Source organism: Pseudomonas sp. GT1P32 (assembly GCF_054897805.1).
On the sequence record NZ_CM142704.1, the window covers coordinates 3,296,162 to 3,315,753 of the forward strand.

21 protein-coding genes are annotated in these 19,592 nt (G+C 58.8%); 5 read left to right on the forward strand and 16 right to left on the reverse strand.

What is annotated here, in order from left to right:
• Window positions 1-50: 50 nt before the first annotated feature.
• Window positions 51-551, forward strand: coding sequence for a hypothetical protein (locus ACYZUC_RS15180; protein ID WP_461996608.1), 501 nt, complete (start codon window positions 51-53; stop codon window positions 549-551).
• Between the two features lie 28 nt (window positions 552-579).
• Here the strand turns inward: ACYZUC_RS15180 and ACYZUC_RS15185 are convergent, their stop codons facing one another.
• Window positions 580-774, reverse strand: a complete 195-nt coding sequence (locus ACYZUC_RS15185) for a hypothetical protein (protein WP_461996609.1) — start codon at window positions 772-774, stop codon at window positions 580-582.
• On the opposite strand from ACYZUC_RS15185, the gene ACYZUC_RS15190 reads away from it, so the two are divergent.
• On the forward strand, window positions 774-1,478 hold the full coding sequence (locus ACYZUC_RS15190; protein ID WP_461996610.1) for a hypothetical protein: 705 nt from the start codon (window positions 774-776) through the stop codon (window positions 1,476-1,478). The genes ACYZUC_RS15185 and ACYZUC_RS15190 overlap by 1 nt on opposite strands.
• Before the next feature lie 221 nt (window positions 1,479-1,699).
• The gene (locus ACYZUC_RS15195) at window positions 1,700-3,130 is read left to right on the forward strand and encodes an aminotransferase-like domain-containing protein (RefSeq protein ID WP_461996611.1); all 1,431 of its coding nucleotides are present in this window, start codon (window positions 1,700-1,702) and stop codon (window positions 3,128-3,130) included.
• 94 nt (window positions 3,131-3,224) lie between these two features.
• Here ACYZUC_RS15195 and ACYZUC_RS15200 read toward each other — a convergent pair whose 3' ends face one another.
• The 10 genes from ACYZUC_RS15200 to ACYZUC_RS15245 form a co-directional block, all read right to left on the reverse strand.
• Window positions 3,225-4,025: an N-acyl homoserine lactonase family protein gene (locus tag ACYZUC_RS15200; RefSeq protein ID WP_461996612.1), complete on the reverse strand. Its 801-nt coding sequence runs from the start codon at window positions 4,023-4,025 to the stop codon at window positions 3,225-3,227.
• 13 nt (window positions 4,026-4,038) lie between these two features.
• Window positions 4,039-4,998 (reverse strand): diiron oxygenase, encoded by a 960-nt coding sequence (locus ACYZUC_RS15205; protein WP_461996613.1) that lies wholly within the window; start codon window positions 4,996-4,998, stop codon window positions 4,039-4,041.
• Window positions 4,999-5,065: 67 nt separating this feature from the next.
• Window positions 5,066-5,824 carry a TauD/TfdA family dioxygenase gene (locus ACYZUC_RS15210; RefSeq protein WP_008025417.1) on the reverse strand — a complete coding sequence of 253 codons (759 nt, stop codon included), beginning with the start codon at window positions 5,822-5,824 and terminating at the stop codon, window positions 5,066-5,068.
• 21 nt (window positions 5,825-5,845) lie between these two features.
• Window positions 5,846-6,718, reverse strand: coding sequence for a branched-chain amino acid aminotransferase (locus ACYZUC_RS15215; RefSeq protein WP_461996614.1), 873 nt, complete (start codon window positions 6,716-6,718; stop codon window positions 5,846-5,848).
• Between the two features lie 24 nt (window positions 6,719-6,742).
• Window positions 6,743-8,083 (reverse strand): KamA family radical SAM protein, encoded by a 1,341-nt coding sequence (locus ACYZUC_RS15220; RefSeq protein WP_461996615.1) that lies wholly within the window; start codon window positions 8,081-8,083, stop codon window positions 6,743-6,745.
• Between the two features lie 31 nt (window positions 8,084-8,114).
• The gene (yfcF, locus tag ACYZUC_RS15225) at window positions 8,115-8,759 is read right to left on the reverse strand and encodes a glutathione transferase (RefSeq protein ID WP_223554796.1); all 645 of its coding nucleotides are present in this window, start codon (window positions 8,757-8,759) and stop codon (window positions 8,115-8,117) included.
• A gap of 206 nt (window positions 8,760-8,965) precedes the next feature.
• Complete coding sequence (locus tag ACYZUC_RS15230) at window positions 8,966-9,433, reverse strand: cupin domain-containing protein (protein ID WP_461996616.1); 468 nt, start codon at window positions 9,431-9,433, stop codon at window positions 8,966-8,968.
• Window positions 9,434-9,515: 82 nt separating this feature from the next.
• The gene (locus tag ACYZUC_RS15235) at window positions 9,516-10,013 is read right to left on the reverse strand and encodes a RidA family protein (RefSeq protein ID WP_008025407.1); all 498 of its coding nucleotides are present in this window, start codon (window positions 10,011-10,013) and stop codon (window positions 9,516-9,518) included.
• Between the two features lie 49 nt (window positions 10,014-10,062).
• On the reverse strand, window positions 10,063-11,343 hold the full coding sequence (locus tag ACYZUC_RS15240) for a biotin carboxylase (RefSeq protein WP_461996617.1): 1,281 nt from the start codon (window positions 11,341-11,343) through the stop codon (window positions 10,063-10,065).
• A 42-nt stretch (window positions 11,344-11,385) separates the two neighbouring features.
• Window positions 11,386-12,486, reverse strand: coding sequence for a hypothetical protein (locus tag ACYZUC_RS15245; RefSeq protein WP_461996618.1), 1,101 nt, complete (start codon window positions 12,484-12,486; stop codon window positions 11,386-11,388).
• 148 nt (window positions 12,487-12,634) lie between these two features.
• On the opposite strand from ACYZUC_RS15245, the gene ACYZUC_RS15250 reads away from it, so the two are divergent.
• Both ACYZUC_RS15250 and ACYZUC_RS15255 read left to right on the forward strand, forming a co-directional pair.
• Window positions 12,635-14,053, forward strand: coding sequence for an aminotransferase-like domain-containing protein (locus tag ACYZUC_RS15250; RefSeq protein WP_461996619.1), 1,419 nt, complete (start codon window positions 12,635-12,637; stop codon window positions 14,051-14,053).
• A gap of 506 nt (window positions 14,054-14,559) precedes the next feature.
• A complete protein-coding gene (locus ACYZUC_RS15255; RefSeq protein WP_461996620.1) occupies window positions 14,560-14,838 on the forward strand; it encodes a DUF3077 domain-containing protein in 279 nt (92 codons plus the stop codon).
• Window positions 14,839-14,892: 54 nt separating this feature from the next.
• Here ACYZUC_RS15255 and ACYZUC_RS15260 read toward each other — a convergent pair whose 3' ends face one another.
• From ACYZUC_RS15260 to cyoB, 5 genes are all read right to left on the reverse strand, one after another.
• Window positions 14,893-15,345 carry a hypothetical protein gene (locus ACYZUC_RS15260; RefSeq protein WP_461996621.1) on the reverse strand — a complete coding sequence of 151 codons (453 nt, stop codon included), beginning with the start codon at window positions 15,343-15,345 and terminating at the stop codon, window positions 14,893-14,895.
• Between the two features lie 348 nt (window positions 15,346-15,693).
• The gene (gene cyoE, locus ACYZUC_RS15265; protein WP_461996622.1) at window positions 15,694-16,581 is read right to left on the reverse strand and encodes a heme o synthase; all 888 of its coding nucleotides are present in this window, start codon (window positions 16,579-16,581) and stop codon (window positions 15,694-15,696) included.
• A gap of 11 nt (window positions 16,582-16,592) precedes the next feature.
• Window positions 16,593-16,928: a cytochrome o ubiquinol oxidase subunit IV gene (gene cyoD / locus ACYZUC_RS15270; protein WP_095132945.1), complete on the reverse strand. Its 336-nt coding sequence runs from the start codon at window positions 16,926-16,928 to the stop codon at window positions 16,593-16,595.
• The gene (locus ACYZUC_RS15275) at window positions 16,929-17,555 is read right to left on the reverse strand and encodes a cytochrome o ubiquinol oxidase subunit III (protein ID WP_192346092.1); all 627 of its coding nucleotides are present in this window, start codon (window positions 17,553-17,555) and stop codon (window positions 16,929-16,931) included.
• A 3-nt stretch (window positions 17,556-17,558) separates the two neighbouring features.
• On the reverse strand, window positions 17,559-19,589 hold the full coding sequence (gene cyoB, locus ACYZUC_RS15280; protein WP_461996623.1) for a cytochrome o ubiquinol oxidase subunit I: 2,031 nt from the start codon (window positions 19,587-19,589) through the stop codon (window positions 17,559-17,561).
• Window positions 19,590-19,592 lie beyond the last annotated feature (3 nt).

Consider the following 19,592-nt stretch of genomic DNA (forward strand, 5'->3'; position numbering starts at 1 on the left):
GCCGCAACCGCTATGATCCTGACTTCACTTTTCGGCAAGGACGCTGTTCGATGCTCAACACCCTGGAAAACACCCCACTGTGGGTTTATGCAATATTTCTGCTGCTCTGTTACTACGGCATCAAAGCCCTGTCCCCGACTCGTGAAAGCAAATTTTCGCTGCTGATCACACCGCCGATTTTGTTGGGCTGGTCGCTGTATTCGTTGAATCTGACACCCGACTTCTCACTCTCAATCAGTTGCTGGCTGGCTGCCGTGATCGCTGGCAGCTTCGTCGCGCTGGTGATTTTTTCGCGCAAGGGTGTCGAGCTGGATCAAGCGCAAACCGGGTTGATCGTGCCGGGCACGACAAAAACCCTGGTGCTCTACCTGCTGTTTTTCGCTGTCAGCTATTACTTTGGCTATCAGGCCGAGGTTGATCCGCAGCACTCGGCCACGCTGCCGATGGTGTTGCTCAAGGCCTGTGCATCGGGCTTTTCGAGCGGTTTGTTCTGCGGACGCTCATTCCGGTTTTATCAAACGTTCCGCTCCCTCAAGCCCGCCATCCTGTAGGAGCCGGCTTGCTGGCGAAGGCGGAGGGTCAGTCAAAATTGGTATCGACTGACACGCCGCCTTCGCCAGCAAGCCGGCTCCTACAAGGTGGTGGTAGCCAGTTCTTTTGCCCGCTCGCCTGTTCACCCGTGACAACGCCGCGCAGGTCCAATAGATTAGGCGGCCTGAAAAAGCCCTGTGCTTTTTCGCCCCAATTCAAGTTAAAGAAGTAGTGAAATTTCAATGTCCGATTCCAATACCGCTGAATCCGTAGTCACCTTGTCGTCCAAAGCGGAATACGAAAACTCCATCAATCTTTCACAGCACATGCCCCAGGCCAAGACCATCGCCGAGATGGTGCTGGACGCTTTCCAGTCCACCCGGGAAAGCGACCAGATCCGCGAGCTGCGCGCCGCGATTCGCCAGGCCCACGACAGCTTCGACGACGATAAAGCCTATGAATTGATGGGCGAACTCAAGCAACTCAAGGACGCCGAGGCGGCCGATATCGCGGCCCTTGAAGACCTGAGCAGCAAATTCTCGATCAGCCGGATCCTTTCCAGCTTCAAGGACGATCCTGCGTTTCAGGAGATCGTCTACGGTCTGGCCCTGAAAGTACTGAACCAGACACATCAGGCCATCAGCAACCCAACCAGTGGCAAGAGCAAAACTGCCCGCGCCAAGAAAGATGTCGAAGTGTTCACCATCAGCAAGGACGGCATCAGCGTCACGTTGCCGCTGCGCACTCCGCGTTCACGACTGAACGTTGACCGTGAGGCCCTGGAGTTCCTCGGCTTTACCTTTGTCGGCGAAGGCGATGAAGCAGAGCTGGAAAGCGAATCGTTCCTGGACAGCAGCGGAACCGAACACGCGGTTAACCGCAAAAACATCATCACCGCGCTTCAGCAGCAAACCGCGTTCGATGGCTACAGCATCGCCGCGCAGTAACACTTCCCGCTCAGCAGCGCCTCAAGCGCCACTGACCTAAAAGCCCCGCCCTAGAGCGGGGCTTTTTATTGCCCGCGATTCCGGCAAAAGCGCGATTACTCTCTGTGTATCGACACCAGAAAAAAACTTCCCTTAACCCTTGAGCACCACGGGTCCGCCTGCGGGGAACGTCAACTTTCTTTCCAGCCCAAGACCTCAGTGGTGCGATTGCTGAGGTCATCATGCACCCGACCCCTTTATACCGTCAGTTAGCCAACCACTACCTCGACGCGATCCGCAGCGGCACCTTGAAAACCGGGGAACGCTTCCCCTCCATTCGTCTGATGATGGAAAAACACGCCGTCAGCCTGTCGACCGCGGTGCAGGTGTGCCGGGAGCTTGAGGACTATGGCGTCCTGGAAGCCCGCCCGCGCTCCGGCAACTACATTCGCCAGCCGGACACCTTGCCCAAACCGGTCGTGACCACAACGCCTGCGCCCCTTGATGCCGAGGTCTATCTCGGCATTCACGAGCAAGTGTCATCGGTGCTCAAGGCCAGCCAACGCGCGACGGTCAAGGTCAATTTCGCCAGCGCCTACTGCGCGCCGGAACTCTATCCGTTGAAGATTCTGCAAGACCATATGAGCAAGGCATTGCGTCAGGATCAGAAACTGCTGGGTGCGACAGGGCCGACCTGCGGCAACATCGAGTTGCGCAACATCCTTGCCCGACGAGCGCTGACGGCAAAGGCCAACCTGAGCGCCGAGAAAATGGTGATCACCAACGGCGCGACCGAAGCGATCAACCTGGCCTTGCGTGCGGTGACCCACCCCGGCGACACCGTGGCCGTGGAATCCCCGACCTTTTACGGCCTGCTGCAAATTCTCGAAAGTTTGAACTTGCGAGTGCTCGAAGTCCCGGCAACGGCCCATTCGGGCATCAATCTGTTCGCGCTCGAACAGCTGTTGCAAGGCACCGAACGGATTCGGGCGCTGATCGTCATTCCCAACCTGCAGAATCCGCTCGGCAGCATCATGCCCGATACCCACAAGGCGCGGCTGGTGCAATTGTGTGCCGAGCACGGCACCGTGCTGATCGAAGACGATACCTACGGCGACCTGGTGGACACCGAGCAGCCGTTATCCACGCTCAAACACTGGGACCGCACCGACAACGTCATCTATTGCGCGTCGCTGAACAAAACGCTGGCGCCGGGCATACGCCTGGGCTGGATCAGCGCCGGGCAGTGGCACGACCGCGTGGAAATGCTCAAACACACGCAGTCCCGAGGTTGCGAAGCGTTGTCGCAACTGGCGGTCAGTGCGTTCATGAAGACCCCGTCCTACGAACGTTACCTGCGCCGCTTGAGGAAAACGCTGACACAGCAGCGCCAGCAGATGAGTGCGGCGATCACTCGCTATTTTCCACCGGGCACCCGCATCACCCATCCACAGGGCGGTACGTTGTTGTGGGTGGAACTGCCGCCTGAACAGGCGTCCATGGCGTTTTTTCATGCGGCGTTGAAGGTGGGCATCCAGATTTTGCCTGGGGATATCTTTTCCAATGCCCAGCGCTTCAGTCACTTCGTGCGGATCGGTTGTGGGGCGCCGTATTCGCCAAAGATTGATGAAGCGCTGGCGACCCTCGGCCAACTCCTCAGAAACCAGATCTGACACATAACCTGTAGGAGCCGGCTTGCTGGCGATAGCGGTATATCAGGCGACATCGATGTTGTCTGATCCGCCGCCATCGCCAGCAAGCCGGCTCCTACAAGGGATTGGCGTGCAGGCAGATGATGTGCGGATCGTCGTTCCAATGCGGGAAGCGTTCGGCGATCAACGGGTCATGGCCGGGAATGACGTGGTCTTCGCCATCGGCCAAACGGTCGATTTCGATAAACGCTTCCAGCGTCTGTGCCAGATCATCAATGATCGGAAACGGACTGCGCTGACGAATGTTCGCCCACAAATGCGCCGCATCCGATGCCAGAACAATCCACCCACGTGCGGTGTTCACCCGCACCACCTGGCTACCCGGTGTATGGCCGCCCACCGGGTGCAGCGTCACACCGGGCATCACCTCGACCGTGCCGCTATGCAAGCGCAAACGCCCCTCAAACAACGGTGGCAGCGCCGACATCACATCCTCGACCTCGTAGGTTTTGTTCACCGTGCGATGGGCCATTTTCGGACCGGTGCAGAAGCGCAGCTCCGCTTCCTGCAAATGCACCGTGGCTTTCGGAAACAACCCCAGGTTGCCGGCGTGGTCCCAGTGCAAATGGGTGAGGATCAGGTTCTCGACCTGCGCCGGATCGATGTCCAGTTGACGTAGGGATTCTTCCGGCAGGCGATACATCTGACGGTTGCGCCGATCCGCTGTCGCGGGTTGAAAGCACGTGTCGACCACAATCACCTGCTGCTCATTACGAATGACCCAGAAGTAGTAATCCAGCGGCATCGACGCATTCGGATCACCGCAGCAGGCGTCGTAAAGAAAGTTCTCCCGGGCAGTGCGCTGGGCATTTGCGCCGACTCGGATGGCGAACACTTCGTACACAGGAACGGACATATTCACCTCCCGATCAGGCCACTGCAGCGGTTTTGAGGGTCGGACGGAAGTCGAAATCGATCTCGTCGCTAATCCCCAGATCCTGCGCCAGACGGTGCAGGCCGCTGTAGTCGCGCATGATCGTGGCGTTCTTGTTGCTCTCCCGGGTGTCGGCAATGATCAGCGCAGCGTCTTCGACGCCAAGCTGCGTCAGAATCGCCTCCCACATCGAGTAGTCCTGAGCGACAAAAGCACTCAGCGCCACCGACAGCGTCTGTGCGAAAAATGCCCGTTGAGGCGGCTGCATGTTGGCGTACATGACCTTCGCCACTTCCGCGAGAATCTTGCTGTGGGCATATTCGTCGCGGTTATGCAGTTCGGCGACGCGGCGGTTTTGCGGCTGAATGGTTTGATCGTCGGCCAGTAGATCGAGGTAAGCGTTGACGCTGATCTCGGCCACTACCGCGAAGGTGATCGCCGCCAGATCGCGCTGCCACTGCTCGGGCAATTCCTCACGCAGCGCGGCAAGACGCAGATAGGTCACCGACGGCGGCAGGTCCAGATCCTGATCAAGCGCTCGATCCTCTTTGGTCCGTTCGATGGCCCGCAGGTGCATGAGCGTGTGGTAGTGCTCGTCGATCAACGTCTGCTGCATCGCTTCGCGAAAATGCCAGTCGTTTTTGCCCAGGTATTGATTGGCGATGACGCTCAGCGCCGGGTTCACCACGTGCTCTTCGGCCGTGACCGTGCGCAGGTTGTAGCCGATCCAGCCCCAGGTCACCACGGTGCTTTTGAGTTCGTCGCTCAGGGCCTGGAATTTCGGGTGATGGAAAAACGGCACCATGCACTCCGGGTAATCCGGGCGCGTCGGGTCGAACGCTTCGCTGACCGAGGCCTTGTCCGGTGCGCACACCGTGGCCCTTTTGGTCCAGGCCTGATTGAGCCGCACGACCAGTTGATGATCGACCTTGGCGATCTCGATTGCTGTTTGCATGACGCGATACCTGTAAGACGCGTACCCGCCGAGGGGTACGCCGATGGAATTGTGGGCGACGGATGAATCAGGCCAGCCAGTAGCGGGTCAGGTTTCGCGCCGGGTCAGTGTATCGACTGCGGGCGTGGATCATTCGCCAGTTGTCCCAAATCAGCATGCAACCGTCGGGAATCAGCACCGGCGTGTTGTGCTGGATGAAGTATTCCTCGCCGAGCATCGCGAACCTGGCCAGTGGCGATGAGCTGTTCGTCACCTTCGATTGCTGCAGATCCTCCTCGGAAGGGTTCACATCGCCGTAGTGAAACTGGTTGTAGCTGAAGCGGAAAATGTCCCCGTCCTCTGTAGGCGTCAGGATGTATTCCTTGACCCGCGTTTGCGCCACTTCACCCGGTTTGGCGGTGGCCACGAACTCCACGGGCGTGTCGTCGATCCATTCGCGCAACTCGGGCTCCGTGCGTTCGAGGAATGCCAAAAACTCGATCCCGTCGACCAACCCGGTATGTCCGCCACCGCACGTGGCCTGATGATGACAATGCAGCGCCAGATAACGCGGCGGTGGGCCGTAGACCGGCGCTTCGGTGTGCGGGCCGATGCCGTTCATGCTCTGGGAGTACGGCAACGCTTCGTACCCCGGTTTGCGGGTAATGGCGAAGGCCGTCTGCCCGTTGAATTGCGGAATGATCTGACCGAACGCCTGCAATGTGCCGACGACATCGTAGGCAAATTCGGCCGGGGTCAGTACCGTCCAGCCGCGGGACGACAATTCGTCATGGCGGTGGCCCAGTGAAACGTAAGGTGTAGACGCAACAATCCCTTGATCTGACATGGTGGTGTTCCTGGCGGTTTATCAGGCGTTAACGGTTGAGGTGTAAGCGGCAATGAATTCGCGGCAGGCGTTGCCCGGTCGGTAGCGCTGCTCGTCGATGCTCTGCACGGGGGTGATTTCGGCGGCGGTGCCCGTCAGAAAACACTCATCGAAATCGCCAAGCTCCGCAGGAAGAATGGTGCGCTCGACCACCTGGTAATCCAGCGCCCCGGCCAATTCGATAACGGTCTGGCGGGTGATGCCATTGAGGAAGCAATCGGGCAGCGGCGTGTGCAGCGTCCGGTCCTTGACGAAGAACACGTTGGCGCTGGTGGCTTCGGCGACGTGACCGCGCCAGTCGAGCATCAGCGCGTCGTGAAAACCGTTGTTTTCCGCATCGTGCTTGCTGAGCGTGGCGATCTGGTAATGCCCGGACGCCTTGGCTTCGAACGGGCTGCTGCTTGGCGGCGGACGGCGCCACTGCGCGGTCTTCAAGCGAATGCCGCCCATGTGCCCCGCCGGGTCGAAGTAACTCGGCCATTGCCAGCAGGCGATCGCCACATGCACACGGTTGAAACGAGCCGAGGTCGAGATCATTTCACTGCCACGCCACGCCACCGGCCGCAGATAGCCGTCCACGACGTTGTTGCGTTGCAGCAGTTCATGACTGGCCGCTTCCAGTTCGGCCAGCTCATAGGGAATCGCAAAATCCATCAACTGTGCCGAGCGATACAGCCGCTCGCTGTGTTCGCGCAGCTTGAAGATCTTGCCGTTGTAGACGCGCTCCCCTTCGTACACGGTGCTCGCGTAGTGCAAACCATGGGTCAGCACATGCAAGCGTGCCTCGGACCACTCGACGAACTCGCCGTCGAGCCAGATAAAACCTTCTCGCTGATCAAACGGAATACTGCTCATATCCTTATCTCCTGATGAATCGTCCTACGCCGTTTCGAGCAGGACCGGTATCAATTCGGGCGCTGCCGCAGGCTCTGGCTGAAAGAAGAACGCACGTTCGCCAAACGCTGGCCGCAACTCATCGAACCAGGTCGCGCTCGGATCAAAGCGCGCATAGAACGTGCGCAATACCCATTGCGGGTCCCGAGCCTGGAGAAACTGCAGCACGAAGACTTTCTCCCCGGCCACGGTCTCGATGCCGTTGATCAACACCTTGCCGTAGAAGGTGCTCATGGATGGCCCGCGCACGGTGCGCGCCAGCCCGGACACCGTGCGGTAAGCCGCCTGGAAGATCTCGAACGCACGCGCCAGTGGCATCGCGAAGTAGTGGCTGGGCCCGGTATCGCGCTCGACGAACATGTAATAAGGCACCGCTCCCAGCCGCACGCCTTCAGTCCATAGTTCGGCCCAATCTGCAGGGTTCTCGTTGATGTGGCGGATCACCGGCGCCTGCATGCGCAACGTCGCTCCGGTGGAACGAATGCGTTCGACAGCCTGCCGGGCAATGTCCTGGCGAATCTCGACCGGGTGGTTGTAGTGCCCCATGACCGACAGGTTTTTCCCGGCCGCAACGATGCGCTTGAACAGATCCAGCAGCTGCGGCGCATCCTTGTCGCTGACAAACCGCTGTGGCCAATACGCCACGGACTTGGTGCCGATGCGGATGCTTTTGAGGTGCGGCAGCGCCAGCAGCGGCTCGATGTAACCGGCCAGCGAACGGGTGTTCATGATCATCGGATCGCCACCGGTGATCAGCACATCCGTCACTTCAGTGTGCACCCGCAGGTAATTCACCAGCTCCTGGGACTCACGCGCGTTGAACTTGAGCTCCTCTTCGCCGATGAACTGCGCCCAGCGGAAACAGAACGTGCAGTAGGCGTGACACGTCTGACCGGCACCGGGGAAAAACAGCACGGTCTCGCGATACTTGTGCTGAATGCCCGGCAGGATTTTTCCGTCGAGGGTCGCGCCGTTGTGCGTCAGCTGCCCGGCTGGATGCGGGTTCATGCGCAACCAGATCGCCTCGATCCGTCGCTTGATGGCGACGGCGTCATCCCGTTCGATCAGTTGCTTGAGCGACGCGTATTCGTCCGGTAGCAGCATGTCCTTGTGGGGAAAGGTCATGCGAAAAATCGGATCGTCCGGGATGTTGTTCCAGTCGATCAACGTGCCCAGCACATATTCATTGGTGCGAAACGGCATGACCCGGGCCACCACGGTCATGGCTTCCTGCAACGCTGGCGTCAGTTTCTGCCAGTACGGCGTGTCGCGAATGGTGCGTGAGTTGTAGGGTTTGTATCTTTCCAGCTCCGACGGTCCCTGCATGGCAGCGCTCCTGGTGATTGCCTGGCGTTAGTTACTGGATGGCCGGCGCTGCGCGCTCTATGTCCATCCATGCCCGAACGCTGTCGCGATCCCACTGCCGGCGCACATAGGCCGCGAGCCGCTGAGGAACGCGGTCGCCATTGGCGAGCAATCGGTTGAGCATGATTGCCAGGTCGGTGTCGGCAATGCTCCAGTCACCAAACAGGTGATCGGCCCCCTCCTCCAGCAACCGATCCGCGACGAAGAACAGCCTTGCGACAGCGGCCTGGGCGTCGTCTGACAACGGGGTTTCTTTCTTGCCGAAGTAGATGAGGTCCGCCGGGCGCTCTTTGCGAATCACCAACAAATCACTGCGCAGCCAGGCCTGGAGCTGACGGGCGCGAGCGCGCTGTTTGATGTCGAGCGGGAACAGTTTTTTATGCCCCGGCGCTATTTCTTCCAGGTATTCGGCAATGGCCGAAGATTCCGACAGTGCAAAACCATCGTGAACCAGCGTGGGAATCTTGCAGGTCAGCGATACATCACGATAACTCGCCAGGTAGTTATCACGCGCCTTTAAATCGACCTTAACAAGTTCAAACGAAAGTTGCTTTTCTTTCAGCGCAACAAATGCCGACATTGCAAAAGCACTGACAAAATCTGCGCCAACATACAGTTTCAGCTTCGTACTATCCATAGAACGCTCCCTTGCACTAACCACAATAATCCGTTGCATTGGAATTGATCGTAGTTAGTTGGCCAGGTGCTGAACAGATACAGAAATTATCTGTTTCTACGGATACAGAAAATCAAAACAACCCTGACCTGCCGGGGTAGCAGAAATGAAAAAGGGAGTCTGCGCATGCGGACTCCCTGGTGGGCAAAACGGGAAGATTTAGCGTGTCAGACCGTGGCGTCTGCAGCATTGGAGAGCAACGCCATCTGGGGCATGTTGCTCATGTTCAGCATGGCCAGCGGCTCAGTGGCGCTGGTGTTGACGAAGCCGTGCCGGGACCAGGCCGGCACCAGCAACACGTCGCCGGGGCTTATGTTCACTGCATCGGCATCGCCCAGGGTCAAGGTGCCGCTGCCGGACTGAATGATGAACAGGTGCCACCACGAATGGGCATGACCGTTCAGTTCGGTGCCAGGGTTCAACCATTGCATCGACACCGCCATCCCTGGCGTCAACTTGCAACCTTCGCTGCTGTCATGGTGAGCCAGCGCGACAATATCGACCTCGCTGGCCGCAAGGCTGTGGCGCATATCGGTAAGTTCATCGCCCTTCCACACCCGAGCACTCACCGGTGGACGGGTTAAACTCTGGCGAAAGTCCTTATATGAAAAAAAACCACCTTGAATGTTATTCATCCGTAAACACCGAGTTATGAGCGACTTAAGTGACCAGACACTAGGTGAACAATTGATCACTGTAAAGTCGGCGCACTAACACTCACAAAACCGAAGGCCGAAGCGCCACAATCATGTCAACTTCTACGGCGGCATTTTTCGGTAACTGATAAACGCCGACAGTGGTTCGAGTATGTTTACCCGCATCGCCCAGCACATGGCTGAAGACATCCGATGCACCGTTGGCAACTTCGCTGAGGTCAACAAAGTCCGCCGTGGACTTCACGTAAACAGTGATACGTATCAGCGACTTTATTTTGTCCAACGAGCCGATGGCATCAACGATCAAGGCCAGCCCGCGCATGGCGCTGATACTGGCGGCGGCTTGTGCATCGGCCAGGCTGAGCTCCAGCCCTACTCTGCCGGGGTAGCGGATTTCGCCGGTCATGCGCGGCACCAGACCGCTGAGATAGAGCTCATCGTGATGCCGAATCAGCGGCGCGTAATGACCACCCGCAGTGTTTTCGCCGTAGATGTCATAGTCCAGCTCTTTCGCCAGGGCTATAAAGCGCTCATCACAGGTCATTTTTTGCTCGATCATTGAAACAATCCTCTCAACTCAAAAATACCAAAACGCAGATTCGGGAGACTCAACCCGCGGCTCTCGCCGGGGCCGCCAGGCAAGTGACCTCGACACGTGATTCGATCGCGTCTGCCAGGCGCAGCAGGTTGTCGCTGAGCTGTGCGTAGTCTTCGCTGAACAACACGATGTGGCCGATAAACGAGGTGTTGTCCTTCACCAGTGCGGTGACCGAATCACTGAGGCGTTTGGTGTAAACGGCTTCTACCAGGTCGATGTTCAGGTCCCGGGCCAGGGACTCGATGTCCGGCACGTAGCGCAGCAGTCCGCCGGCCGGTGCCCGGACTAGACGGATGCCGCAATAGCCCCGAGCGACGGGATCGCGCGGGTCGGTCTTGCCTTCCACTGCCCACCTGACCCAGCGTTCCCACGGATCGAAATCGACGAACGCCAGGCGGGCCAGGTCCCAGATGTGCATGCCGCCGGGGCGCATGTTGGTTTCCACCGCCGACGTCAGGCCATCGCTGCGCAGGAACACCTCGTTGTGGTACGCGCCGTTATCCAGCGAGACCAACCCGGACATGTGTCGTCCGGCTGCCGCCAGTCGGGCCTGCACGTCTGCCGCCAGCGGTGCCGGCACCACTTGCTGGATTTCCGCGCGATAGGCGCCTTCGGTGGTGGTTTTCTCAGTGACCCACGTGCTGCCCGCAACGTAATCCCAGCTGTATTCCCGGGCGTTCTGAATCAGCTCTTCAAGGACGATGCCGCCCTCGCGATACGGCTTGAGTGCCTGCCACGCCTCGTCGCATTCGGACGGATGATGGATGACCCGGCAGCCCCTGCTTGCGCCTTCACAGGCCGGTTTGATGAAGGCTTTGCCGCCCAGTTCGACGACCCGCTGACGCAGCTCGGCGAGGCTTTCGATGCGCACGGAAAACACCGGGCGATAATCTTCCGGCGAACGCTCGGCCGCTGCTTCCAGCTTGCGAAAGATTTGTTTATCCAACCCCGCACGCGCCTCGGCCGGGGTGATGCCGGGCAAGCCGTAATGACTCGCCAGCGCCGCACCGAGCAGCACGCCACGGTCGGAAAACGGCAGCACGCCGATCAGTTTCCAGTGATCGGCATTCAAGCAACCCGCCACCAGTTCAAGGGACTCGGTGACATCTTCCGGCGCCAGCGACGTGCTGCAGACGTGATCGGCCACCTGGTCGTCATCGGGCTGAATCTTCTCGACCAGCAGGATCAACCGGGCGTTGTAGAGCGTTTTGCAGAGTTCGCGCAGTTTCTGGATGTCGTGAACCCGATTGCCGTTGTACCCGACCACCACTACGCATGACGTCGTATTCATGAAGCCTCCGACCTGTGGAGTAAAAAACGCAAACGCGGTGACTCAGTCGTGCAGCGACGCGTTGGATCTACGGTTGAGCCAGTACCAGGCGAGGATGCCTCCCGCGCCGATGGCCGCCAGTACCAGGGCGCTATAGGGCGGCGGCATGACCCGCATGATCAGCACCGTCAGCCCGGCGCCGACGCCCAGGGACACTTCCTTGACGAACATGTTGTTTTGTTTGACGGAGAAGTAATCGAGGTAGCTGAACGCGCACTCGGCGATGGACAGCAGCGCGACCCAGATCAACGCGCCCACAAGGGTTTCGACGTGGAATGCGCCCGGCGACGAGAGCACCGCGAAGCCGCCGATGATGATCCCGATGACAGCGACCACCTTGAAGCGCCCGGTGCGCTCGATCAGTTTCATCATCGGCACCTGGGCGAAGACCACCACGGCGCTGTTGAGGATCAGCATCAGGCCATACCAGGCCGGCAGTTCGCCGGTTTTGAGCAGGATTGCCTGGGGCAGGATCGAGAACACGCCGAACAGCTTGATGCCCATGATGATGCCGGCGATCACCCATGGCAGTTTGTTGCGCCAGCCGCTGCCGTCATGAGTGACCGGGCTGGCAACCACCGGTTGAGAGGTGAAGGTCGCGCCCATGGCGATGGGCAGGCACAGCAGGACGAAACCCGCCGCGCCGAGGAAAAACAGGGTCGGGGTCAGCAGCGGCGAGAGCAGGATCAGGCCCGCCACCAGACTGCCCATGTTCATGGCGACGCGGTTGTAGGCCGCGCCCTCCTTGGTTTGGGCGGCTTCGCTCTTGATCAGGTAACCGGCAATCGCGATGCCGTAGGCGAACAACGCGGCGGCGAACATCACCATGCCCTGGTTGCTGGTGACCGCCAGCAACACCAGCCCGAGGGCGGCGCACATCAACGTGACGCTCAGGGAGCGACGGCCCAGCACCAATAACGTCAGCGGCAGCAGCAACAGCAACGCCCGATAACCGAGGGCGAGGATGCTGTTGGTGGCGGTGTCGAGCCAGACGTTGGCCTTGCCCAGCACGGCAAACAGCGACACGGCGGTGATGATCCGGATCGTGAACAGGCGAATATTGATCACCGGTTTAGCGACGGCGACGGTTGTTTGAACACTCATGCAACACCTCTGGAACCAGCGATTATTCAGGCGTTCAGCGCGAACAATCAGGAAAGTCTGTAAGGTGATGGTAGAGAGAGTCGCTTGTTTTCATCAGAGCAAGTTCGTATAGAATCAAACGAACTTTACTGCCGGAGAGACCAGTAAAATGCAGGTTCAGCGTGCAGTGATCGCCGCCATCGAGTTCCAGCCGGGTATGCCGCTGGTCCAGCAGATCGTCGATCAATTGTCGGTAGCGATCAGCCAGGGCGGGCTGCCTCACGGCTCGCGGCTGCCGCCGATTCGCGAACTTTCCGAGTTGATGAACGTGGGCAAGTCCACGGTGGTGGATGCGCTGGACCGCTTGCGCGCCAAGGGTCTGGTGGTTTCACGCCAGGGGTCGGGGCATTACGTGCACCGCTCCAGCATCACGCTCAAGACCGATGCCGGTCCAGACCTGCAACCTCAAGACACCCTCAGCGTGGTCCGCCGCGCGGTGCTGCAGGACAACGGCTCGCTGCGCCCCGGCGCCGGTTTTCTGCCTTCCTCGTGGCTACCGGCGGACGAATTGCTCAAAGCCGTGCGCGGCACGCTGCGCGCAACGTCCCTGCGCATGGGCGAATACGGCGTCGCCGCCGGTTACCTGCCGCTGCGTGAAGCGTTGCGGGTCAAACTGGCGACCCTGGGCATCGAAGTGCCGGTGGACCAGATCATCACCACCGCCAACACCGTGCAGGCCATCGACATGCTGATGCGCCTGCTGGTCAAACCCGGCGACACGGTGCTGCTTGACGATCCGTGTTACTTCACCATGCACACCAACCTGGCCCTGCATGGCGCCCGGGTCATCACCATCCCCCGTGGCGCGGACGGCATGGACCTGGACGCCTTCGAGCAATTGCTGATTGTCCATCGGCCCGTGCTCTACATGACCAATAACACCCTGCACAATCCGACCGGGCACTCGTTCTCCCCGGCGCAGGTCTATCGCTTGCTGGAGTTGAGCCACCGTTACGGTTTTCACATCCTCGAAGACGATTTGTATTGCGACATGCAGCAACGAACGACCCCGCGCCTGGCAGCGGGCGGGCTGGACAATGTCAGTTACGTTTCCGGTTTCTCCAAGACCCTGACGGCGAACAGTCGGGTCAGCTATGCGGTGCTTTCGCCGCAACTGGCGGCACGGATGGTCACCCTGAAAATGGCCTGCGGTGGCATGACGTCGGAACTGGCGGAGCAGATTATCTGCACGATGCTCAGTGACGGCAGCTATGCCAAACACACCCGGCGCACGGTGGATCGGCTTTACGAGGCGAGCAGTCGGGTGAGCAGTTGGCTGATGGAAGCCGGTTGCTCGGTGTCATCGCTGCCCCATGAAGGGTTGTTTATCTGGACGCGATTGCCCGAAGGGCATCATGCCGAAACGCTGGCGAGGAAAGGCCTGGACATCGACCTGGTGCTCGCGCCCGGCACCCTGCTCAGCAAAGCGCCGGATGCCAGTCACTTCCTGCGTTTCAACGTGGCGCACAGTGACAACGTTCAGGTGCGGGAGCGGTTCTTTCGGTTGCTCGATACACCAAGTAAGTAACTGACCACCACCGTCCTTTAGGAGCGAGCGGTGCGGCGACCCGACTTGCCCGCGAAGAGGCCGTCACATCCAGCATCAATGTTGCCTGATACACCGCCTTCGCGGGCAAGCCCGCTCCCACAAGGACTGCGGTGTCCAAACGCATCCCGGCCAGCACAAGGCCACGATTGTGCAATTTGATATCCACACGCTAACTTCGCCCGGTCGCTGTCAATTCAGCGACCGGGCCTGATAACCCGGGTAACATATAGGCGCCTCAGCGCCCAAATCACGATTTTCGGCGTTTTTTTATGCCTGAAATTTCGTGCAATGGTGGCTGTGCGTGGGAGACCTTTGGGTCTGCCGGGTGCCTATGACCGGTTTATCAGCCTGCGCACAGCTGCCACCCATTCGCCTGATAACGAATGCGGCAGCTCTATTGGACTATAGGAGTTGCTAATGAGCGTTATCTATTCATCTGCTGTTTCCGTCATCCCCCATCACCTCCCAACCATTGGAGGTGTCCAATGACCAATCCCCAAGACCTGAAAACCATCGGCCTCACCCATTTTTCCTTCCACGCCAACGAACCGCTCTTCCGCATCAGCGCCGGTGTCCCGGTGATCGAAGCCCTCTCCCACGCTTCCGACCTGCTCCACGTCGCCAAGCTCCTCGCCTCCGACGCCGCCATGGTTCGCGACAGTGACCGGCACGCCTGGGCCTCGCACTTTTTGCAGGAGATGAGCAAGGCTGTGATCGATGACGTGGTGAAGGTGCTCGAAGCACCGTGTAACAACCGCGCTTGAATGAAAAAGCCCCGCGATTCTTTTGAATGCGGGGCTTTTCAGATGTCAATTAGCTCAGGAAAACATCGCGCGCTGCTCTGCCTCATAGTGCCTTGTCTGGTAAGGCATCAGGGTCTGAGCCTTCAGGCCAAGCCCTTCACTCAATCCCCAAGAGATGGCAAGCTCATCACGACGTCGGCACAGCGGTGTGACTGCTTGTGGCGTGGCCTCTTGATGGGAAGTCGAATGTGCAAAAAGCTCAAGAGCATTGAGGGCTTCCGAAACGCGGCTATCGGATACGCATGCAAAGCGAGTGAACCGCTCAAGCAAGTAGCCAGCGCGTCGAAGCTCAACCTCGTCAGTATGGCAATTCAGAAAAGCTGCAACTTCACTCTCAAGATTCGAATTGGAGTACCAGACCGATTTGGCGGCGCTCACCAGCGCAACGTCATCTGCTTGATTTAATGGATTCCTGACCAATGTGGCCAATGCTGATGAGAGGTCGTAGCCATTAAAGGACATTGCCATCTTTAATCCTCAAGTAGTCTTGCAGGATGAGGTTTAGACCCTAGGGTGGAGGCTCCTCATCGCCAACGATCCAAAGGTAAGACAGGCGACTTCCGACCGACAACCTGAAAGCTGTGTGGGAAGTTTCTGCAGCTTTACCGATGAATCGTTGTCGTCTGTCAGACCGCCATCGCGAGCAAGCTTGCTCCTACAGGGGTCTGTGTCGTACTCAAGATGTGGAGCAACGCCGATCAACTGTAGGAGCAAGCTTGCTCGCGATGCAGGCAACACGGTCCACCAGAATGCCGCCAACAAAAAACCCCGCTCCTTCTCTCAAAGGGCGGGGTTTTTCGTTACAGCATCCGACGCTTAAGGCGCGTACGTCAGCAACAGCTCGGTCGGCACTTTGAAGTCCAGGGACATCATCACGCTCAACGCGGTAATGGTGAAGATCGAGAACACGAACAGCTTGCGTGCCCAGACCGTGTCATCCACTGCCTTGTAGCCGGTCCAGGCCATGTACAACCAGTACATGCCCATGGCCGCGGCGACGGCGAGGTAGCTCATGCCGGCGTAACCGCTGAAGGTCAGCATCAAGGTCGCCACGAGGAAGGCCAGGATGTAGATCAGGATGTGCTTCTTGGCCACTTGAATCCCGCGCTTCACGGGCAACACCGGAATCGATGCGGCCAGGTAATCGTTGAAGCGGAAGATCGCGATGGCGTAGGAATGCGGCATCTGCCACAGGCTGAACATCACCAGCAGCGTCAGTGCAGCCATGTCGAAGGTGTTGCTCACCGCGACATAGCCGATCACCGGCGGCATCGCACCCGACAGACTGCCCACCAGCGTGCCGTGAACCGACTTGCGCTTGAGGTACAGGCTGTAGAAGCCGACGTAGATGACGAAGCCGATTACGGCGAACAGCGCAGCCAACGGATTGGCCACCTTGTACAGCAACGCAACGCCGGTAACACCCAGGACGGTCGCGAAGACCAGGGCCAGTTTCAGGGAGACAAAGCCCTGCACCAGCGCCCGGTTCTTGGTGCGTTCCATCTTGATGTCGATGTCACGGTCGATGCAGTTGTTGAACACGCAACCGGAAGCCACTACCAGGGACGTGCCGATCATGGCGGCCAGGAAGATGGCCAGATCGACATGCCCTTTCGAGGCCAGGAAAAATCCGCCTGCCACTGAAAGCACGTTACCGAAAATGATCCCCGGTTTGGTGATTTGGATAAAGTGCTTCAAGGACATCCGGATTTACCTCAGTGCGCCATCATGTTGGAGTGGATGCTGAACATGATCCACAACGACAGGCCAACCAGCAGGACGATCACGATCGCGGCGAACACAAACGCAATCACGTTGTTACGCTGCGCGGCCGAACGGTCCAGGTGAAGGAAGTACACCAGGTGCACCAGCACCTGGATCACTGCGAAGGCCAGTACGATCCACAGGGTCAAGGCTTTCGGCAGCGATGGGTACATCACCAGGCCGAAAGGAATGACCGTCAGGATGACCGACAGGATGAAACCGATAGCGTAGGACTTGACGCTGCCGTGGCCGGCGTCGTGGCTATCGTGGGAATGAGCGTTAGCCATTTACATAGTCCCCATCAGATAAACAACGGTGAATACGCAGATCCACACCACGTCCAGGAAGTGCCAGAACAGGCTCAGGCAGCTCAGACGGGTCTTGTTGGTCGCCGTCAGGCCGTTTTTCTGCACCTGGTACATCATGATCGCCATCCAGATCAGACCGCTGGTCACGTGCAGACCGTGGGTGCCGACCAGGGTGAAGAACCCGGACAGGAAGCCGCTGCGGCTAGGACCGAAGCCCTCGGAGATCAGCATGTGGAACTCGTTGATCTCCATGCCGATGAAGCCGGCACCGAACATGAAGGTCAGGGCCAGCCAGCCCAGGACCTGGTTCTTCTTGCCCTTGAACAACGCCAGCATGGCGAAGCCGTAGGTGATCGAACTGAACAGCAGCAGAGCGGTTTCGCCCAGTACGTATGGCAGTTCGAAGATGTCGTGGCCCGACGGGCCACCCGCTACGTTGTTAACCAGTACCGCGTACGCCGCGAAGATCGATGCAAACAGGATGCAGTCGGTCATCAGGTAGAGCCAGAAACCGAATACGGTCATCTCGCCCGAGTCGTGGTGATGGTCATCGTGCCCATGTCCATCGACATGGGTGTGTCCAGCATTGGTCACTAAGTTCGACATGGTTTAAGCCTGTTCCAACGAGGTTTCAACACGGGTGGCGGTGGCTGGGACTTTCCCGGCCGCTACCAGACGCTTGTGCTGCTCGGCTTCGATGCGCTCGATCACGTCGACCGGCACCATATAGCCTTGATCATCACGTGCAGCGTGGATCACGAAGTACACCACGGTGCCGATCAGGCCGAATGCAGCCAACCACCAGATGTGCCAGATCATCGCGAACCCGAACACGGTCAACAGAGCACCCATGACCACACCGGTCGCGGTGTTGTTTGGCATGTGGATCGGCTCGTACTTGGCCGGAGCCTTGTACGCAGTACCGTTTTCCTTGGCTTCGGTGAACGGATCGATGGTTTCTGCTTTTGGCAGTACCGCGAAGTTGTAGAACGGTGGTGGCGACGAGGTCGACCATTCCAGGGTGTGTGCATTCCACGGGTCGCCGTGTTCGCACATGTTTTCTGGCTTGTTGCGATCACGCACGCTGACGTACAGCTGAATCAGCTGGCAAGCGATGCCGACGGCAATCATCACCGCACCGAACATGGCGACGTACAGGTACGGCACCCACTCAGGGTTGGTGGTGGCGTTCAGACGACGGGTCATGCCCATGAAGCCCAGTACATAGAGCGGCATGAACGCGACGAAGAAGCCGGTGATCCAGAACCAGAACGCTGCCTTGCCCCAACCTTCGTGCAGCTTGAAGCCGAACGCTTTAGGGAAGTAGAAGCCGAAGCCTGCGATGTAACCGAATACCGCGCCGCCGATGATCACGTTGTGGAAGTGCGCGATCACGAACAGGCTGTTGTGCAGAACGAAGTCGGCACCCGGGATGGCCAGCAGTACGCCGGTCATGCCGCCGATGGCGAAGGTCACCATGAAGCCCAGGGTCCACAGAACCTGGCTGGTGAAACGCAGACGGCCCTGGTAGATGGTGAACAGCCAGTTGAATAGCTTCACCCCCGTCGGGATCGAAATCAGCATCGTCGCCAGACCGAAGAAGGCGTTGACGCTGGCACCCGAACCCATGGTGAAGAAGTGGTGCAGCCAGACCATGAAGCCCAGGATCGAGATCGCGCCCGAGGCGTAGATCATCGAGTGGTGGCCGAACAGACGCTTGCCGGAGAAGGTCGAAATGACTTCGGAGAAGATCCCGAACGCCGGCAGAATCAGGATGTAAACCTCGGGGTGACCCCAGGCCCAGAACAGGTTGACGTACATCATCGGATTGCCACCAAGTTCATTGGTGAAAATGTGGAAATCCATGTAACGGTCAAGCGTCAGCAGTGCCAGGGTAGCGGTCAGGATCGGGAACGAAGCCACGATCAGAACGTTGGCCCAGGTGCAGGTCCAGGTGAAGATCGGCATGTCCATCAGCTTCATGCCAGGGGTACGCATTTTCAGCACGGTGGCGAGGAAGTTGACCCCCGTCAGCGTCGTACCCAACCCGGATAGCTGTAGCGCCCAGATGTAGTAATCCATCCCCACGCCAGGGCTGTATTGCAGGCCCGACAGCGGTGGATAGGCAACCCAGCCGGTCTTGGCGAATTCGCCGACGCCCAGGGACAGGTTGATCAGCACTACGCCGGATACCAGCAACCAGAAGCTCAGGGAGTTCAGGAACGGGTAGGCAACGTCACGCGCGCCGATCTGCAGCGGCACTGCAAGGTTCATCAGGCCGGTGAAGAATGGCATCGCCATGAAGATGATCATGATCACACCGTGAGCGGTGAAGATCTGGTCATAGTGTTCAGGTGGCAGGTAGCCAGGCGAACCCTCGGTGGCCATGGCCAGCTGGGTACGCATCATGATGGCGTCGGCAAAGCCGCGCAGCAGCATGACCATGGCGACGATGATGTACATCACGCCGATTTTCTTGTGGTCGACCGACGTCAGCCACTCGGTCCACAAGTAAGTCCACTTCTTGAAGTAGGTGATTGCAGCGAACAACGCCAGACCACCGAGCGCGATCATCGAGATGGTTATCATCACGATCGGCTCGTGGAACGGGATCGCTTCCCAACTTAATTTACCAAACATCGT

Bases quoted from the DNA above. Each gene is read 5' to 3' on its own strand.
- ACYZUC_RS15250 (WP_461996619.1), top strand. From the start codon at position 12,635: ATGCAGGTTCAGCGTGCAGTGATCGCCGCCATCGAGTTCCAGCCGGGT.
- ACYZUC_RS15235 (WP_008025407.1), bottom strand. From the start codon at position 10,013: ATGATCGAGCAAAAAATGACCTGTGATGAGCGCTTTATAGCCCTGGCG.
- ACYZUC_RS15210 (WP_008025417.1), bottom strand. From the start codon at position 5,824: ATGTCAGATCAAGGGATTGTTGCGTCTACACCTTACGTTTCACTGGGC.
- ACYZUC_RS15275 (WP_192346092.1), bottom strand. From the start codon at position 17,555: ATGTCGAACTTAGTGACCAATGCTGGACACACCCATGTCGATGGACAT.
- ACYZUC_RS15240 (WP_461996617.1), bottom strand. From the start codon at position 11,343: ATGAATACGACGTCATGCGTAGTGGTGGTCGGGTACAACGGCAATCGG.
- ACYZUC_RS15255 (WP_461996620.1), top strand. From the start codon at position 14,560: ATGACCAATCCCCAAGACCTGAAAACCATCGGCCTCACCCATTTTTCC.
- ACYZUC_RS15220 (WP_461996615.1), bottom strand. From the start codon at position 8,083: ATGCAGGGACCGTCGGAGCTGGAAAGATACAAACCCTACAACTCACGC.
- ACYZUC_RS15260 (WP_461996621.1), bottom strand. From the start codon at position 15,345: ATGGCAATGTCCTTTAATGGCTACGACCTCTCATCAGCATTGGCCACA.
- cyoD (WP_095132945.1), bottom strand. From the start codon at position 16,928: ATGGCTAACGCTCATTCCCACGATAGCCACGACGCCGGCCACGGCAGC.
- ACYZUC_RS15195 (WP_461996611.1), top strand. From the start codon at position 1,700: ATGCACCCGACCCCTTTATACCGTCAGTTAGCCAACCACTACCTCGAC.
- ACYZUC_RS15190 (WP_461996610.1), top strand. From the start codon at position 774: ATGTCCGATTCCAATACCGCTGAATCCGTAGTCACCTTGTCGTCCAAA.
- yfcF (WP_223554796.1), bottom strand. From the start codon at position 8,759: ATGGATAGTACGAAGCTGAAACTGTATGTTGGCGCAGATTTTGTCAGT.
- ACYZUC_RS15180 (WP_461996608.1), top strand. From the start codon at position 51: ATGCTCAACACCCTGGAAAACACCCCACTGTGGGTTTATGCAATATTT.
- ACYZUC_RS15200 (WP_461996612.1), bottom strand. From the start codon at position 4,025: ATGTCCGTTCCTGTGTACGAAGTGTTCGCCATCCGAGTCGGCGCAAAT.
- ACYZUC_RS15245 (WP_461996618.1), bottom strand. From the start codon at position 12,486: ATGAGTGTTCAAACAACCGTCGCCGTCGCTAAACCGGTGATCAATATT.
- ACYZUC_RS15215 (WP_461996614.1), bottom strand. From the start codon at position 6,718: ATGAGCAGTATTCCGTTTGATCAGCGAGAAGGTTTTATCTGGCTCGAC.
- cyoB (WP_461996623.1), bottom strand. From the start codon at position 19,589: ATGTTTGGTAAATTAAGTTGGGAAGCGATCCCGTTCCACGAGCCGATC.
- cyoE (WP_461996622.1), bottom strand. From the start codon at position 16,581: ATGTCCTTGAAGCACTTTATCCAAATCACCAAACCGGGGATCATTTTC.
- ACYZUC_RS15205 (WP_461996613.1), bottom strand. From the start codon at position 4,998: ATGCAAACAGCAATCGAGATCGCCAAGGTCGATCATCAACTGGTCGTG.
- ACYZUC_RS15230 (WP_461996616.1), bottom strand. From the start codon at position 9,433: ATGAATAACATTCAAGGTGGTTTTTTTTCATATAAGGACTTTCGCCAG.